General features: G+C 62.3%; 13 protein-coding genes. 12 read left to right on the plus strand and 1 reads right to left on the minus strand.

The features are described 5' to 3' along the window. Positions 1 to 191: 191 nt before the first annotated feature. Positions 192 to 1,118, minus strand: coding sequence for a serine O-acetyltransferase EpsC (epsC, locus tag BFP90_RS10235; RefSeq protein WP_065893798.1), 927 nt, complete (start codon positions 1,116 to 1,118; stop codon positions 192 to 194). A 166-nt stretch (positions 1,119 to 1,284) separates the two neighbouring features. Between epsC and BFP90_RS10240 the strand changes: the two genes are divergently transcribed. The 12 genes from BFP90_RS10240 to BFP90_RS10295 all read left to right on the plus strand — a co-directional run bounded on the left by BFP90_RS10240 (position 1,285) and on the right by BFP90_RS10295 (position 13,254). After that, positions 1,285 to 2,280 carry a D-cysteine desulfhydrase gene (locus BFP90_RS10240; RefSeq protein ID WP_065896584.1) on the plus strand — a complete coding sequence of 332 codons (996 nt, stop codon included), beginning with the start codon at positions 1,285 to 1,287 and terminating at the stop codon, positions 2,278 to 2,280. 281 nt (positions 2,281 to 2,561) lie between these two features. Continuing rightward, positions 2,562 to 3,356, plus strand: coding sequence for a cystine ABC transporter substrate-binding protein (gene tcyJ, locus BFP90_RS10245; protein WP_065896585.1), 795 nt, complete (start codon positions 2,562 to 2,564; stop codon positions 3,354 to 3,356). After that, positions 3,356 to 4,021 carry a cystine ABC transporter permease gene (gene tcyL, locus BFP90_RS10250; RefSeq protein ID WP_032878420.1) on the plus strand — a complete coding sequence of 222 codons (666 nt, stop codon included), beginning with the start codon at positions 3,356 to 3,358 and terminating at the stop codon, positions 4,019 to 4,021. The genes tcyJ and tcyL overlap by 1 nt, the downstream gene beginning before the upstream one ends. Before the next feature lie 3 nt (positions 4,022 to 4,024). Beyond that, positions 4,025 to 4,771, plus strand: a complete 747-nt coding sequence (gene tcyN / locus BFP90_RS10255; RefSeq protein WP_065896586.1) for an L-cystine ABC transporter ATP-binding protein TcyN — start codon at positions 4,025 to 4,027, stop codon at positions 4,769 to 4,771. 368 nt (positions 4,772 to 5,139) lie between these two features. After that, positions 5,140 to 5,916: a hypothetical protein gene (locus BFP90_RS10260; RefSeq protein WP_065893801.1), complete on the plus strand. Its 777-nt coding sequence runs from the start codon at positions 5,140 to 5,142 to the stop codon at positions 5,914 to 5,916. Positions 5,917 to 6,103: 187 nt separating this feature from the next. Next, the gene (locus BFP90_RS10265) at positions 6,104 to 7,345 is read left to right on the plus strand and encodes an SfnB family sulfur acquisition oxidoreductase (RefSeq protein ID WP_065896587.1); all 1,242 of its coding nucleotides are present in this window, start codon (positions 6,104 to 6,106) and stop codon (positions 7,343 to 7,345) included. Between the two features lie 39 nt (positions 7,346 to 7,384). Further along, entirely contained in the window at positions 7,385 to 8,578 is a 1,194-nt protein-coding gene (locus tag BFP90_RS10270) for an SfnB family sulfur acquisition oxidoreductase (protein ID WP_065893803.1), read from the plus strand. After that, the gene (locus BFP90_RS10275) at positions 8,578 to 9,930 is read left to right on the plus strand and encodes an LLM class flavin-dependent oxidoreductase (RefSeq protein WP_065896588.1); all 1,353 of its coding nucleotides are present in this window, start codon (positions 8,578 to 8,580) and stop codon (positions 9,928 to 9,930) included. Before BFP90_RS10270 ends, BFP90_RS10275 begins: the two co-directional genes overlap by 1 nt. A gap of 117 nt (positions 9,931 to 10,047) precedes the next feature. Continuing rightward, positions 10,048 to 10,842 (plus strand): MetQ/NlpA family ABC transporter substrate-binding protein, encoded by a 795-nt coding sequence (locus tag BFP90_RS10280; protein WP_065893805.1) that lies wholly within the window; start codon positions 10,048 to 10,050, stop codon positions 10,840 to 10,842. Continuing rightward, positions 10,839 to 11,954, plus strand: coding sequence for a methionine ABC transporter ATP-binding protein (locus BFP90_RS10285; RefSeq protein WP_065896589.1), 1,116 nt, complete (start codon positions 10,839 to 10,841; stop codon positions 11,952 to 11,954). The genes BFP90_RS10280 and BFP90_RS10285 overlap by 4 nt, the downstream gene beginning before the upstream one ends. After that, the gene (locus BFP90_RS10290) at positions 11,944 to 12,588 is read left to right on the plus strand and encodes a methionine ABC transporter permease (RefSeq protein ID WP_065893807.1); all 645 of its coding nucleotides are present in this window, start codon (positions 11,944 to 11,946) and stop codon (positions 12,586 to 12,588) included. The genes BFP90_RS10285 and BFP90_RS10290 overlap by 11 nt, the downstream gene beginning before the upstream one ends. A 39-nt stretch (positions 12,589 to 12,627) precedes the next feature. Then, positions 12,628 to 13,254, plus strand: a complete 627-nt coding sequence (locus tag BFP90_RS10295; protein ID WP_065893808.1) for a class I SAM-dependent methyltransferase — start codon at positions 12,628 to 12,630, stop codon at positions 13,252 to 13,254. The last annotated feature ends 164 nt before the right edge of the window (positions 13,255 to 13,418 follow it).

Genomic DNA, 13,418 nt, shown 5'->3' on the forward strand with positions numbered 1-13,418 from the left:
TTTAACGGGGCGCCTGAGATCAAAAGCAGATCAAGATCAAGAGCGACTCGCTTCGCATCGTGGTTACGGTGGGTGCTACGCAGTTGTGTAGATACCTATGCCCCGATAGCGGTGGGTCAGTGCCAGTTATATCAACTGACAGACTGCTATCGGGGGCAAGCCCCCTCCCACAGGGGATTTGTGCCGACTCTTTACTTCTGTGCCCCATCATCATGCTGCAAATTCGCCTGGGTAATATTCGCCCCCGCCGGCACGCTGCGGGTCAGCCATACATTGCCGCCGATGGTCGAACCCTTGCCGATGGTAATCCGCCCAAGGATCGTGGCGCCGGCGTAGATCACCACGTCATCCTCAACGATAGGATGGCGCGGATGGCCTTTTTGCAGCTGCCCATCCTCATCCGCCGGGAAGCGCTTGGCGCCCAGCGTCACGGCCTGGTAGATGCGCACCCGCTCACCAATGATCGCCGTCTCGCCAATCACCACACCGGTGCCGTGGTCGATAAAGAAACTCGGGCCGATCTGCGCGCCGGGGTGGATATCGATACCGGTGGCCGAGTGGGCGATTTCCGCACTGATGCGCGCCAGCAGCGGCAAGCCGGCGCGGTACAGGTGGTGGGCCAGGCGGTGGTGAATCACCGCCAGGATGCCCGGGTAGCACAACAGCACCTCATCCACGCTGCGCGCGGCCGGGTCACCGTGGTAGGCGGCCAGTACGTCGGTGTCCAGCAGGCTGCGCAACGCCGGCAATGCCAGGGCGAAATCCTGGATCAGGCGAATGGCATCGGCGTCGATCTGGCCGTCATCCCGGCCACCCTGACGCGCGGCGTAGCGCAGCTCCAGGCGGGCCTGGGCAAGCAACGCGTTGAGGGCGACGTCGAGGGTATGCCCGACGTAGAAGTCTTCACTTTCTTCGCGCAGGTCCACCGGGCCCAGGCGCATCGGGAACAGTGCGCCGCACAGTGCTTCGAGAATCTGCGCCACGGCCTCGCGCGACGGTAATTCGCGACCACCGTGTTCGCCGCTCAAGCGACCGTTGCGCGTTCGCCACTGGTCCCGGGCGCTGCGCAGCTGGCTGACGATGGTCTGCAATTGCCAATGGCTGGAACGCTCACTCACGGTATTCACTCCTGACGAAATGGCCATCACTTTACGGTATGCACCCAGGCAATCCTTAAGAACCAATGGTATGAGGCCAAGAACCATCCGACATAAGCGATTGGCCGTTGCCCGATGAAAAGTGCCTGCCTATAGTCGTCCAATTACTCAGCCACCGTGCGTAGCCATGATCAAACAACAGCTTGACCGCTTTAACCGCCTGGACCTGTTGGGCGGCGCCACCGCCCTGGAAAAACTCGAGCGGCTGTCGACCTGGTTGGGCAGGGACATCTACGTCAAGCGCGATGACACCACCCCGCTGGCCATGGGTGGCAACAAATTGCGCAAACTTGAATACCTGGCCGCCGATGCCCTCGCCCAGGGCGCCGACACGCTGGTCACCGCCGGCGCTATCCAGTCCAACCATGTGCGCCAGACCGCCGCGCTGGCCGCCAGGCTCGGCCTGGGCTGCGTCGCCCTGCTGGAAAATCCTACCGGCACCGACGACCCCAACTACCTGGGTAACGGTAACCGTCTGTTGCTCGAACTGTTCGACGCCAAGGTTGAGCTGGTCGAGAACCTCGACCATGTCGACGACCAGCTCAACGCCCTCGCCGACCGCCTGCGCAGCAACGGCAAGAAGCCCTACCTGGTACCTATCGGCGGCTCGAATGCCCTCGGCGCGCTGGGTTATGTGCGTGCCGGCCTGGAGCTGGCGGCGCAGATCGAAGACAGCGGCCTCGACTTTGCAGCGGTGGTATTGGCCTCGGGCAGCGCCGGTACCCATAGCGGCCTGGCGCTGGCGCTGAGCGAAGCGCTGCCGAACCTGCCGGTGATTGGCGTCACCGTGTCGCGCACCGACGAAGCCCAGCGCCCGAAAGTACAGGGCCTGGCCGAGCGCACCGCCGAGCTGCTTGGCGTGGAGGTGCCCGAGGCATTCAAGGTGATCCTGTGGGACGAATACTTCGGCCCGCGTTATGGCGAACCGAACGCGGGCACGTTGTCGGCAATCAAACTTTTGGCCAGCCAGGAAGGTCTGTTGCTCGACCCGGTCTATACCGGCAAGGCCATGGCAGGCTTGCTGGACGGCATCGGGCGTCAGCGGTTCGGGGACGGGCCGATTATTTTCCTGCATACGGGCGGGGCACCGGCGCTGTTTGCCTATGACTCAGTATTCAGCTGAATAAACGCGGACTGAATGTGGGAGGGGGCTTGCCCCCGATAGCGGTGGGTCAGTCAGCTAATCTGTAGCTGAACCACTGCCATCGGGGGCAAGCCCCCCTCCCACACTTGACCTCTTTCATATTCGAAATATGAATATGAAGTTGATTTTTTATTATTTTCAAGTCTTAAAAACCCGCTTTATCATCGCGCCGAAGGCGAAGACGCGCACCGCGCTTTAAGGCAGGATACGGCTACTGCGTCAGCGGCTTCGCTCACCATAAAAAACCATAGGGGCTCTTCATGACTATTTCTGTATTGCGTCGCACATTGCTGGTCGGCACATTGGGCCTGGCGCTTGGCGCAGGCATGCTCGGCCAGGCGGTTGCCGGCGAGCAACTGGGCGCCATCAAGAAAGCCGGCGAGATCAAGATCGGCCTGGAAGGCACCTACCCACCGTTCAGCTTCGTCGATGAAAGCGGCAAGCTCAGCGGCTTCGAGGTGGAGCTGTCCGAGGCGCTGGCCAAAGAATTGGGCGTCAAGGTCAAGCTGCAGGCCACCCCATGGGACGGCATCCTCGCCGCCCTGGAATCCAAGCGCCTGGACGCGGTGGTCAACCAGGTGACCATCTCCGAAGAGCGCAAGAAAAAGTACGATTTCTCCAAGCCTTACACCGTGTCCGGGATTCAGGCGCTGGTGCTGAAGAAAAACGTCGACGCGATCAAGACCGCCAACGACCTGGCCGGCAAGAAAGTCGGCGTAGGCCTGGGCACCAACTACGAACAATGGCTCAAGGACAACCAGCCTAAAGCCATCATCAAGACCTACAACGACGACCCGACCAAGTTCCAGGACCTGCGCATCGGCCGCATCGACGCCATCCTGATCGACCGCCTGGCCGCTCTGGAATACGCCAAGAAAGCCCCGGATACCGCCGCGGCAGGCGACGCTTTCTCTCGCCAGGAATCGGGTATTGCGCTGCGCAAAGGCGAGCCTGAGTTGCTGGACGCGGTGAACAAGGCGCTCGACAAGCTGCGCGCCGACGGCACCTTGAAGACGCTGTCCGAGAAATACTTCAACGCTGACGTCACTCAATAATGGAAGCAGGTTTGCAACTCGCGCTGGACTCCGCGCCCTTTCTGCTCAAGGGCGCGTATTACACGGTAATCCTCAGCCTGGGCGGGATGTTCTTCGGTCTGCTGCTGGGCTTCGGCCTGGCCTTGATGCGCCTGTCGCGCTTCAAGCTGCTGAGTTGGACGGCGCGGGTCTACGTGTCGTTCTTTCGCGGCACGCCCCTGCTGGTGCAATTGTTCCTGATCTACTACGGCTTGCCGCAAGTGGGCATCGAGCTGGACCCGATTCCGGCCGCCATGATCGGCTTTTCGCTGAACATGGCCGCCTACGCCTGTGAAATCCTGCGGGCCGCCATCGCGTCCATCGAGCGTGGCCAGTGGGAAGCCGCCGCGAGTATCGGCATGACCCGTGCGCAGACATTGCGCCGGGCCATCCTGCCGCAGGCGATGCGCACCGCACTGCCGCCGCTGGGCAACAGTTTTATTTCACTGGTCAAGGACACGGCGCTGGCCGCCACCATCCAGGTGCCCGAGCTGTTCCGGCAGGCCCAACTGGTCTCGGCGCGCACCTTCGAAATTTTCACCATGTATCTGTCCGCAGCCCTGATCTACTGGATCCTGGCGAGCATCCTGGCGCATCTGCAAAATCGTCTGGAAGACCGGGTCAACCGGCATGACCTGGAGTCTTGAAGCATGATCGTGGTTGAAAAACTGACCAAACAATTCAACGGTCAGGTGGTGCTCAACGGCATCGACCTTGAGGTCAAGGCCGGCGAAGTCGTAGCCATCATCGGCCCCAGCGGCTCCGGCAAGACCACCTTCCTGCGTTGCCTGAATTTTCTCGAAGAACCCACCAGCGGCCGTATCAAGGTGGGCGATATCGAGATCGACAGCAACAGGCCGCTCAACCAGCAACAGGGCCTGGTGCGACGTCTGCGCCAGCATGTGGGTTTTGTATTCCAGAACTTCAACCTGTTCCCCCACCGCACCGCACTCGAAAACGTCATCGAAGGCCCGATCGTGGTCAAGAAGATGCCCCGCGACGCCGCGACCGAACTGGGTCGCAGGCTGTTGGCCAAGGTTGGCCTGGCGGGCAAGGAAGCGGCTTATCCACGGCGCCTGTCCGGCGGTCAGCAACAGCGTGTGGCGATCGCTCGGGCCCTGGCCATGGAGCCTGAGGTGATTCTGTTCGACGAACCCACATCGGCCCTCGACCCGGAACTGGTCGGTGAAGTGCTGGCGACCATCCGCAGCCTGGCCGAAGAGAACCGCACCATGGTGATCGTCACCCACGAGATGAGCTTTGCCCGGGATGTCGCCAACCGCGTGATCTTTTTCGACAAGGGCGTGATCGTCGAACAGGGTGAAGCCAAGGCGCTGTTCGCCAACCCCAAAGAAGAGCGCACCCGGCAGTTCCTGAGCAAATTTCTCGCCCACTGACGCCCCCTCTGTAGGAGCGAGCTTGCTCGCGAAAAACGCCCAGGCAACTCGGTCAATCTGATTCACCGCGTTATCGTTAACGTTCTTCGCGAGCAAGCTCGCTCCTACAACGGGTTACCCTCTCATCGCGTAAAAACCCCCGTCATAAGCGCCTTTAAATCCCTCGCTCCGTCAGACCCTTCTGAATCGTCGCCAACCCGCCGTTTAGCCCTTTGCCGCCATTGACGCCCCCGGCGCAACCCTCTTATCTAGCGTCCAGAGGATTGGATCCTATCCCGGCTACTCACTGAATCGTTCTTTCGGCCCCTTTGCGCACCCGCGCCCAAGGCCCGGAACGATTGCTGCTGGCTGCATCAAGGAGATCACTTATGACGCACACTACTATCCCGGCCATGCTGACCGCACCCACCCTGCCCCAGGCCGTTCGAAACGGCATCAGTGCCCACGCGGCCGCGCAACTGCAGGTCGACATCGCCCCTTACCCCGGCATGGAGGAAGGCGATCTGATCGAGCTGTTCTGGAACAACTGCTTTGCCGCTTCACGCCGGGTGACGGCCGGGAAAATCGGCACACCGACCCACCTGCGGGTGCCGGAAAGCTTTGTACAGGATGGCCCGGCCCGGGTTCACTACCAAATCATGCAGATCGGGCACGGCCCGGCGCGCTCGGCCACTACCCAGGTACGGGTCAAGACCAACTACCCGGGCGGGCAGCCGTCGAACCTGTACAGCGACGAAAACCAGAACCTGGCCCCCGTCAGCCTGCCCGAAACCATCCGCCGCCACGGCGTCAACAGTCGCCAGGTGCAACGCGGTATTCCGCTGTCCATCGAGCCTTACGCGAACATGGCCAGCGGCGACGCCATCACCCTGCGCTGGGGTGACGTACGCATGGATCTGCCGAAAATCCAGGCCGGGAGCGTCGGCATGCCCGTTCAGGTGTGGGTGCCTTCGACGGTCATTATCGAAGGCGGTGACGACTGCCGCCTGGAGGTGACGTACTGCATCCTGGATCGCGTCGGCAACAATTCGCGCTGGGCGCCGGCCCGTACCTTGCGCATCGCCGCCTGGGTTCCCACGAGCTCGGACAGGGCCGAGGCCACGTATCGACCTCGTCCTTTCGGCTCCCCCTGCGAACCGGGGTGACGACCCTTCTATGCATATTCCTAAAAGTTAGTTTATTTAAAAAATAAACACGCTTAGGGTATATGCACCGGACCACCGGACATTCCTGAATTTTCTGTTTTCATTTCATTGAATGCGAGGTCGGTATGGTCAGAATTACCCCGGTGCATAACGCCAGGGCATTACGTGCAGCCAAGGAGCGGCGCTGATGTCTAACTTGGCTCTAACACCCCCCCAGAGTGATCTGGACGCAGCGCCGCTGTTGTTGCCGGCCACCGTGCTGCGCAACGACGCCCAGGCGCTGAGCGCCGCCCATGAGCTTGCTGACGCCGCGCGCCTGCAAGCCGCCAGGCGCGACCAGCAACGCCAATTGCCATTGGCGCAGATCGAACAGTTCACCCGCAGCGGGTTGGGCAGCATTTCCATTCCCCGCGAATACGGCGGTCCGCAGGTTTCGTTCGTGACCCTGGCCGAGGTCTTCGCCATCATCAGCGCGGCCGACCCGGCTCTCGGGCAAATCCCGCAGAACCATTTCGGCATCCTGCACCTGCTGCAGAGCACCGCCAGCGAGCGCCAGAAAAAGCACCTGTTCCAGAGCGTGCTCGAGGGTTGGCGCATCGGCAATGGCGGCCCGGAACGCGGCACGAAAAATACCCTGGAGCTCAAGGCGCGCATCACCGCCGAGGGCGACGGGTATGTGGTCAGCGGCCAGAAGTTCTACTCCACCGGCGCACTGTTCGCCCATTGGGTGGCCATCAAGGCCCTCAACGATGACGGCAAGCAAGTCATGGCGTTTGTGCGCCGTGGCAGCGAGGGGTTGCGCATCGTCGATGACTGGTCGGGCTTTGGCCAACGCACCACCGCCAGCGGCACCGTACTGCTTGACCGGGTACCGGTGGACGCAGAGTTGGTGGTGGACAACTGGCGCCTGGGCGAAAGCCCGAATATCCAGGGTGCCGTCTCGCAGCTGATCCAGGCCGCCATCGACGCCGGCATCGCCCAGGGCGCCCTCGAGGACACCATCGCTTTTGTGCGTGAACGTTCACGTCCCTGGATCGACGCCAAGGTCGAACGGGCCAGCGACGACCTGTATGTCATCGCCGATATCGGCAAATTGAAGATCGAGCTGCATGCCGCGCAGGCGCTGCTGCGCAAGGCCGGCCAGGTACTGGACCAGGTCAGCGCAGCACCGATCACCGCGCAGTCCGCCGCCCGCGCGTCTATCGCAGTCGCCGAGGCCAAGGTGCTCACTACCGAAGTGTCATTGCTGGTCAGCGAAAAGCTCTTCGAGTTGGCCGGCAGCCGCGCCACCCTCGCCGAATTCAACCTTGACCGGCACTGGCGCAATGCGCGGGTCCACACGCTGCATGACCCGGTGCGCTGGAAGTATCACGCCATCGGTGCCTACCGCTTGAACGGCACGTTGCCGGCTCGACATTCCTGGATCTGACCGCCCAGAACACTTTTTCCACGAGCTTCTGGAGAACACATGACGCTTTCCCATCACGTCGCGGTTATTACCAGCGATGAACAAGCCCTTATTGTCGCCAGCGACCTGGCCGAAGACCTGCGCCGCGACAGCGCCCAGCGCGACCGCGAACGTCGCCTGCCGCTGCCCGAGCTGGACGTGTTTTCCCGCTCCGGCCTGTGGGGCATCAGCGTGCCCAAGGCCTACGGCGGTGCCGGTGTGTCCAACGTCACCCTGGCCAAGGTCATTGCGCTGATTGCCCAGGCCGACGCCTCCCTGGGCCAGATCCCGCAAAACCATTTCTATGCCCTTGAAGTGCTGCGGGTCAACGGCAGCCCCGAACAGCAGCAGCGCCTGTACGCCGACGTGCTGGCCGGCCAGCGCTTTGGCAACGCCCTGGCGGAACTGGGCACCAAGACCGCCCATGACCGCGTGACCCGCCTCAGCCGCGACGGCGAGGGTTTTCGCATCAGCGGGCGCAAGTTCTACGCCACCGGCGCGATCTACGCGCAACGCATCCCCACCTCGGTGGTGGATGAAAACGGTGTCCAGCAACTGGCCTTCGTGCCTCGCGACAGCGCCGGCCTGACGGTGATCGACGACTGGAGCGGCTTCGGCCAGCGCACCACCGGCAGCGGTTCGGTGGTGTTCGACAAAGTGTGGGTGGATGCCCGGGACGTGGTGCCGTTCCAGAGCGCCTTCGAACGCCCGACCACCGTCGGCCCCCTGGCGCAGATTCTGCACGCCGCCATCGACACCGGCATCGCCCGCGCCGCCTTCGAAGATGCGCTGCATTTTGTGCGCACCAAGACCCGTCCCTGGATCGACTCAGGCAGCGACAAGGCCACCGATGACCCGTTGACGCTGAAAAGCTTCGGCCACCTGAGCATTCGCCTGCACGCCGCCGAAGCGTTGCTCGAGCGCTCGGGCGAATTCCTCGATCGCGCCCAGGCCGACAGCACGGCCCAGACCGTCGCGGCCGCCTCCATCGCCGTCGCCGAAGTGCGCGCCTTGAGCACCGAAATATCCCTCGCCGCCGGCAGCACGCTGTTCGAACTGGCCGGCAGCCAGGCGACCCTGGCCGAGCACGGCCTGGACCGCCACTGGCGCAACGCGCGGGTTCACACCCTGCACGACCCGGTGCGCTGGAAATATCACGCCGTGGGCAATTACTACCTCAACGCCGAAAACCCGCCGCTGCGGGGGACGATCTGATGAGCAAGAAAAAAATCCTGCTCAATGCCTTCAACATGAACTGCATCGGGCATATCAACCACGGCTTGTGGACCCATCCACGGGACACGTCCACCCAGTACAAGACCCTCGAATACTGGACCGACCTGGCGCAAACCCTCGAGCGCGGGCTGTTCGACGGCTTGTTCATCGCCGATATCGTCGGCGTGTATGACGTGTACCAGCAGTCCATCGACGTGCCGCTCAAAGAATCGATCCAGTTGCCGGTCAACGACCCGCTCCTGCTGGTCTCGGCCATGGCGGCGGTCACCCGCAACCTTGGCTTCGGCCTCACCGCCAACCTGACCTACGAGCCGCCCTATCTGTTCGCCCGGCGCATGTCCACCCTCGACCACCTGAGCCGTGGCCGCGTGGGCTGGAACATCGTCACCGGCTACCTCGACAGCGCCGCCAAGGCCATGGGCCTGAACGAACAAGTCGAGCATGACCGCCGCTACGACCAGGCCGATGAATACCTGCAGGTGCTGTACAAACTCTGGGAAGGCAGCTGGGAAGATGACGCGGTGGTCAACGATCCCCAGGCGCGGGTGTATGCGCAACCGGGCAAGGTGCACAAGGTCGAGCATCACGGCGAGTTCTACCAAGTGGAGGGTTATCACCTGTGCGAGCCCTCGCCGCAGCGCACGCCGGTGCTGTTCCAGGCCGGCAGTTCGGAGCGCGGCCTGCAGTTCGCCGGGCGTCATGCCGAGTGCGTGTTCATCAGCGGGCAGAACAAGGCCTCGACCAGAATCCAGGTGGACAAGGTGCGTGCCGGCGCGGTGGCGGCCGGGCGTAATCCGGATGACATCAAAGTGTTCATGGGCCTCAACGTGATCGTCGGCGCGACCGAAGAACTGGCCTGGGCCAAGCACGCCGAGTACCTCAGCTATGCCAGCGCCGAGGCCGGCGTGGCGCACTTTGCGGCGTCCACGGCGATCGATTTTTCCGAGTACGAGCTGGACGAGCCGATCCAGTACGTGAAGAGCAATGCGATCCAATCGGCCACCAAAAACCTGCAGAACAACGACTGGACCCGGCGCAAATTGCTCGAGCAGCACGCATTGGGCGGGCGCTATATCACGCTGGTTGGGTCGCCTGAGCAGGTCGCCGATGAGCTGGAATCGTGGATCAGCGAAACGGGCCTGGATGGCTTCAACCTGACGCGCATCGTGACGCCGGAAAGCTATGTGGATTTCATCGATCTTGTAGTGCCGGAGCTGCAAAAGCGCGGGTCGTACAAAACCGAATATGAGCAGGGCACGCTGCGCGAAAAAGTCTTCCACGGCACTGCTCGCTTACCCGAACAACACACCGGCTCTACCTACCGACACTAACCCCTGTAGGAGCGAGCTTGCTCGCGAAGACCGTTAACGATAACGCGGTGCATCTGGTTTACCGATGCGTCCTCAAGTTTTTCGCGAGCAAGCTCGCTCCTACAATTGGAAACTCATATGAAAAAAATAGTGCTCTCCCTGGCCTTCGGACTGTTCAGCACGGCCGTATTCGCCGTCGATGCGCCGCTGAAAGTCGGCACCACCGCCGCCTTCGCCATTCCCCTGGAAGCGGCCGTGGAAGAAGCCGGCAAACAAGGCCTGAAAGTGGAACTGGTGGAATTCACCGACTGGATCGCCCCCAACGTCAGCCTCGCTGCCGGCGATATCGACGTGAACTACTTCCAGCACATTCCCTTCCTGGAAAACGCCAAGGCTGCCGCCGGGTTTGACCTGGTGCCTTATGCGCCGGGCATCATCAACAACGTCGGGCTGTATTCGAAAAAGTACAAAAGCTTCAACGACCTGCCCGAAGGCGCCAGCGTGGCCATCGCCAACGACCCGATCAACAGCGGGCGCGGCCTGCAGCTGCTGGCCAAGGCCGGGCTGATCAGCCTCAAGCCGGGCGTGGGCTACAAGGCCACCGAAGAAGACATCGTCAGCAATCCGAAGAAAATCAAGATTCTGCAAGTGGAAGCCGTGCAGTTGGTGCGCGCCTATGACGACGCCGACCTGGTGCAGGGCTACCCCGCGTACATCCGCCTGTCCAAGACCTTCGATGCGGAATCGGCGTTGCTGTTCGACGGCCTGGACCACCCGGAATACGTGATCCAGTTCGTGATCCAGCCCAAGAGCAAGACCGACCCACGGGTGATCAAGTTCGTCGACATCTACCAGCACTCGCCGGTGGTACGCGCCGCCCTGGATAAATCCCTCGGCAAGCTTTACCAAGTCGGCTGGGAAGCTAAAAAATGACCGCCGCCAATGCCCGACTGTGCGACCTGGGCATACCGCCCAGGGACGCCCGGCAGACCGAACTGCATGCGGATCTGAACCGTGCCCACGTGCGCTTCATCAACCTGGGTAAAACCTATGACGGCACGGTGCATGCTTTGCACGGCATCGACCTGGCGATCCAGCGTGGCGAAGTGTTCGGCATCATTGGCCGCAGCGGCGCCGGCAAGTCGTCGCTGATTCGCACCATCAATCGCCTGGAACAACCCAGCAGCGGGCGCGTGCTGATCGATCAGGTGGATATCGGCGGCTTCGATGAAGACCACCTCGTCGCGTTGCGCCGGCGCATCGGCATGATCTTCCAGCACTTCAACCTGATGTCGGCCAAGACCGTGTGGCAGAACGTCGAATTGCCGCTCAGAGTCGCCGGGGTGCCCAAGCCGCAGCGTGAACAAAAGGTGCGTGAGCTGCTGGAACTGGTGGGTTTGCAGGACAAGCACAAGGCGTATCCGGCGCAGCTTTCCGGGGGGCAGAAACAGCGCGTGGGCATCGCCCGTTCGCTGGTGCACGACCCCGAGATCCTGCTCTGCGACGAGGCCACCTCGGCGCTGGACCCGGAGACCACCCAATCGATCCTCGGCCTGCTGCGCGAGATCAACCAGCGCCTGGGCCTGACCATCGTGTTGATCACCCATGAGATGGCGGTAATCCGCGACATCTGCGACCGCGTGGTGGTGCTGGAACACGGGCGCATCGTCGAGCAGGGCCCGGTGTGGCAAGTGTTCGGCAATCCGCAGCACGACGTCAGCCAAACCCTGCTCGCCCCCTTGCAACACGGCTTGCCGGCCGAACTGCAAAACCGTCTGCACCCCACTCCCACGTCCGCCGACGCCGCCGTGGTGCTGCGCTTGCAGTTCACCGGCAGCGACGCCGATGAGCCGGACCTTGCCGCACTGTTCAAGGCCCTCGGCGGCCGCGTGCGGTTGCTGCAAGGCGGGGTGGAACGCATCCAGGGGCATGCCCTGGGGCAATTACTGCTGGCGGTGAATGGATCGCCGCACAGCGCCGAAGAACTGCGCAACCGCGCCGCGAACTGGGCGCAACGGGTGGAGGTGCTGGGCCATGTGGTTTGATCGTTTAGTGCAGGGCGCCATCGACACCCTGTTGATGGTGGGTGTGTCGTCGTTGATCGCCCTGCTGGTGGGGATTCCGCTGGCCGTGTTTCTGGTCACCAGCGACAAGGGCGGCATCTACCAGGCACCGACGCTGAATCGGGTGCTGGGCGCCTTCGTCAACCTGTTCCGCTCCATTCCCTTCCTGATCCTGATGGTGGCGCTGATCCCGTTTACCCGCCTGATCGTGGGCACCACCTATGGCGTGTGGGCGGCGGTGGTTCCGCTGACGATCGCCGCCACGCCGTTCTTTGCGCGCATCGCCGAAGTCAGCCTGCGCGAAGTCGACCATGGCCTGATCGAAGCGGCGCAGGCCATGGGGTGCCGGCGCTGGCACATCATCTGGCACGTGCTGTTGCCGGAAGCGCTGCCGGGCATCGTCGGCGGGTTCACCATCACCCTGGTGACCATGATCAACTCATCGGCCATGGCCGGGGCAATTGGCGCCGGTGGCTTGGGCGACATTGCGTACCGCTATGGCTACCAGCGTTTCGATACGCAGATCATGCTGACGGTGATTGTGCTGTTGGTGGTGCTGGTGGCGGTGATTCAACTGGGCGGGGATCGGTTGGCGCGGGTACTGAACAAGCGGTGAGGTATAGTCAGGGAATCCAAGCGTCCGGTATTGCCTGTCATGACCCTCAAGCCCGAAGACCTCAACCAGATCACCGCCACCACCCTCGGCCATTACAACCACGTGGCCGAGGACTTCCGTGAAGGCACCCGCGATCATGATGTCAGCCAGAACATCGATGCGCTGCTGCGGCATCTCCAGGGCACGGCGCCGTTTACCGTGCTGGATTTCGGCTGCGGGCCGGGGCGCGATTTGCAGACGTTTACACGCATGGGGCATATCGCCGTGGGGCTCGACGGTTCCGAGCGCTTTGCGCAGATGGCGCGCGAAGACAGTGGTTGTGAGGTGTTGCAGCAGGACTTCCTGAGACTGGACCTGCCTGCCGAGCGCTTTGACGGGATCTTCGCCAATGCGGTGCTGTTTCACATACCCAAGCAGGAATTGCCACGGGTGCTCCAGCAACTGCACGGCGCGTTGAAACCCGGTGGGGTGCTGTTCAGCTCCAATCCTCGGGGTGACAACCGGGAAGGTTGGAACGGGCCGCGGTATGGGTCTTATCACGATCTGGAGGCATGGCGAGGGTTGCTGACTGAGGCCGGGTTTGAAGAGCTGGAGCATTATTACCGACCTGCGGGTTTGCCGAGGGAGCAGCAGCCTTGGTTGGCCAGTGTGTGGCGTCGGGTTTAAGTGATTTATTGCCTGGGCTAATGCTATCGGGGGCAAGCCCCCTCCCACAGGAGAACGCATTCCAAGTGTGGGAGGGGGCTTGCCCCCGATGGCAGCCTCGGGGCCGACCAGGATGTTGGATCAGACCGAGTACATATCCGTTTCTGCGGTAACGGCTGCTAATG

The organism is Pseudomonas sp. 24 E 13, assembly GCF_900004715.1.
Classification (GTDB): domain Bacteria; phylum Pseudomonadota; class Gammaproteobacteria; order Pseudomonadales; family Pseudomonadaceae; genus Aquipseudomonas; species Aquipseudomonas orientalis_A.

Bases quoted from the DNA above. Each gene is read 5' to 3' on its own strand.
- BFP90_RS10275 (WP_065896588.1), top strand. From the start codon at position 8,578: ATGAGCAAGAAAAAAATCCTGCTCAATGCCTTCAACATGAACTGCATC.
- tcyJ (WP_065896585.1), top strand. From the start codon at position 2,562: ATGACTATTTCTGTATTGCGTCGCACATTGCTGGTCGGCACATTGGGC.
- BFP90_RS10270 (WP_065893803.1), top strand. From the start codon at position 7,385: ATGACGCTTTCCCATCACGTCGCGGTTATTACCAGCGATGAACAAGCC.
- BFP90_RS10285 (WP_065896589.1), top strand. From the start codon at position 10,839: ATGACCGCCGCCAATGCCCGACTGTGCGACCTGGGCATACCGCCCAGG.
- BFP90_RS10260 (WP_065893801.1), top strand. From the start codon at position 5,140: ATGACGCACACTACTATCCCGGCCATGCTGACCGCACCCACCCTGCCC.
- BFP90_RS10290 (WP_065893807.1), top strand. From the start codon at position 11,944: ATGTGGTTTGATCGTTTAGTGCAGGGCGCCATCGACACCCTGTTGATG.
- BFP90_RS10265 (WP_065896587.1), top strand. From the start codon at position 6,104: ATGTCTAACTTGGCTCTAACACCCCCCCAGAGTGATCTGGACGCAGCG.
- tcyN (WP_065896586.1), top strand. From the start codon at position 4,025: ATGATCGTGGTTGAAAAACTGACCAAACAATTCAACGGTCAGGTGGTG.
- tcyL (WP_032878420.1), top strand. From the start codon at position 3,356: ATGGAAGCAGGTTTGCAACTCGCGCTGGACTCCGCGCCCTTTCTGCTC.
- BFP90_RS10280 (WP_065893805.1), top strand. From the start codon at position 10,048: ATGAAAAAAATAGTGCTCTCCCTGGCCTTCGGACTGTTCAGCACGGCC.
- BFP90_RS10295 (WP_065893808.1), top strand. From the start codon at position 12,628: ATGACCCTCAAGCCCGAAGACCTCAACCAGATCACCGCCACCACCCTC.
- BFP90_RS10240 (WP_065896584.1), top strand. From the start codon at position 1,285: ATGATCAAACAACAGCTTGACCGCTTTAACCGCCTGGACCTGTTGGGC.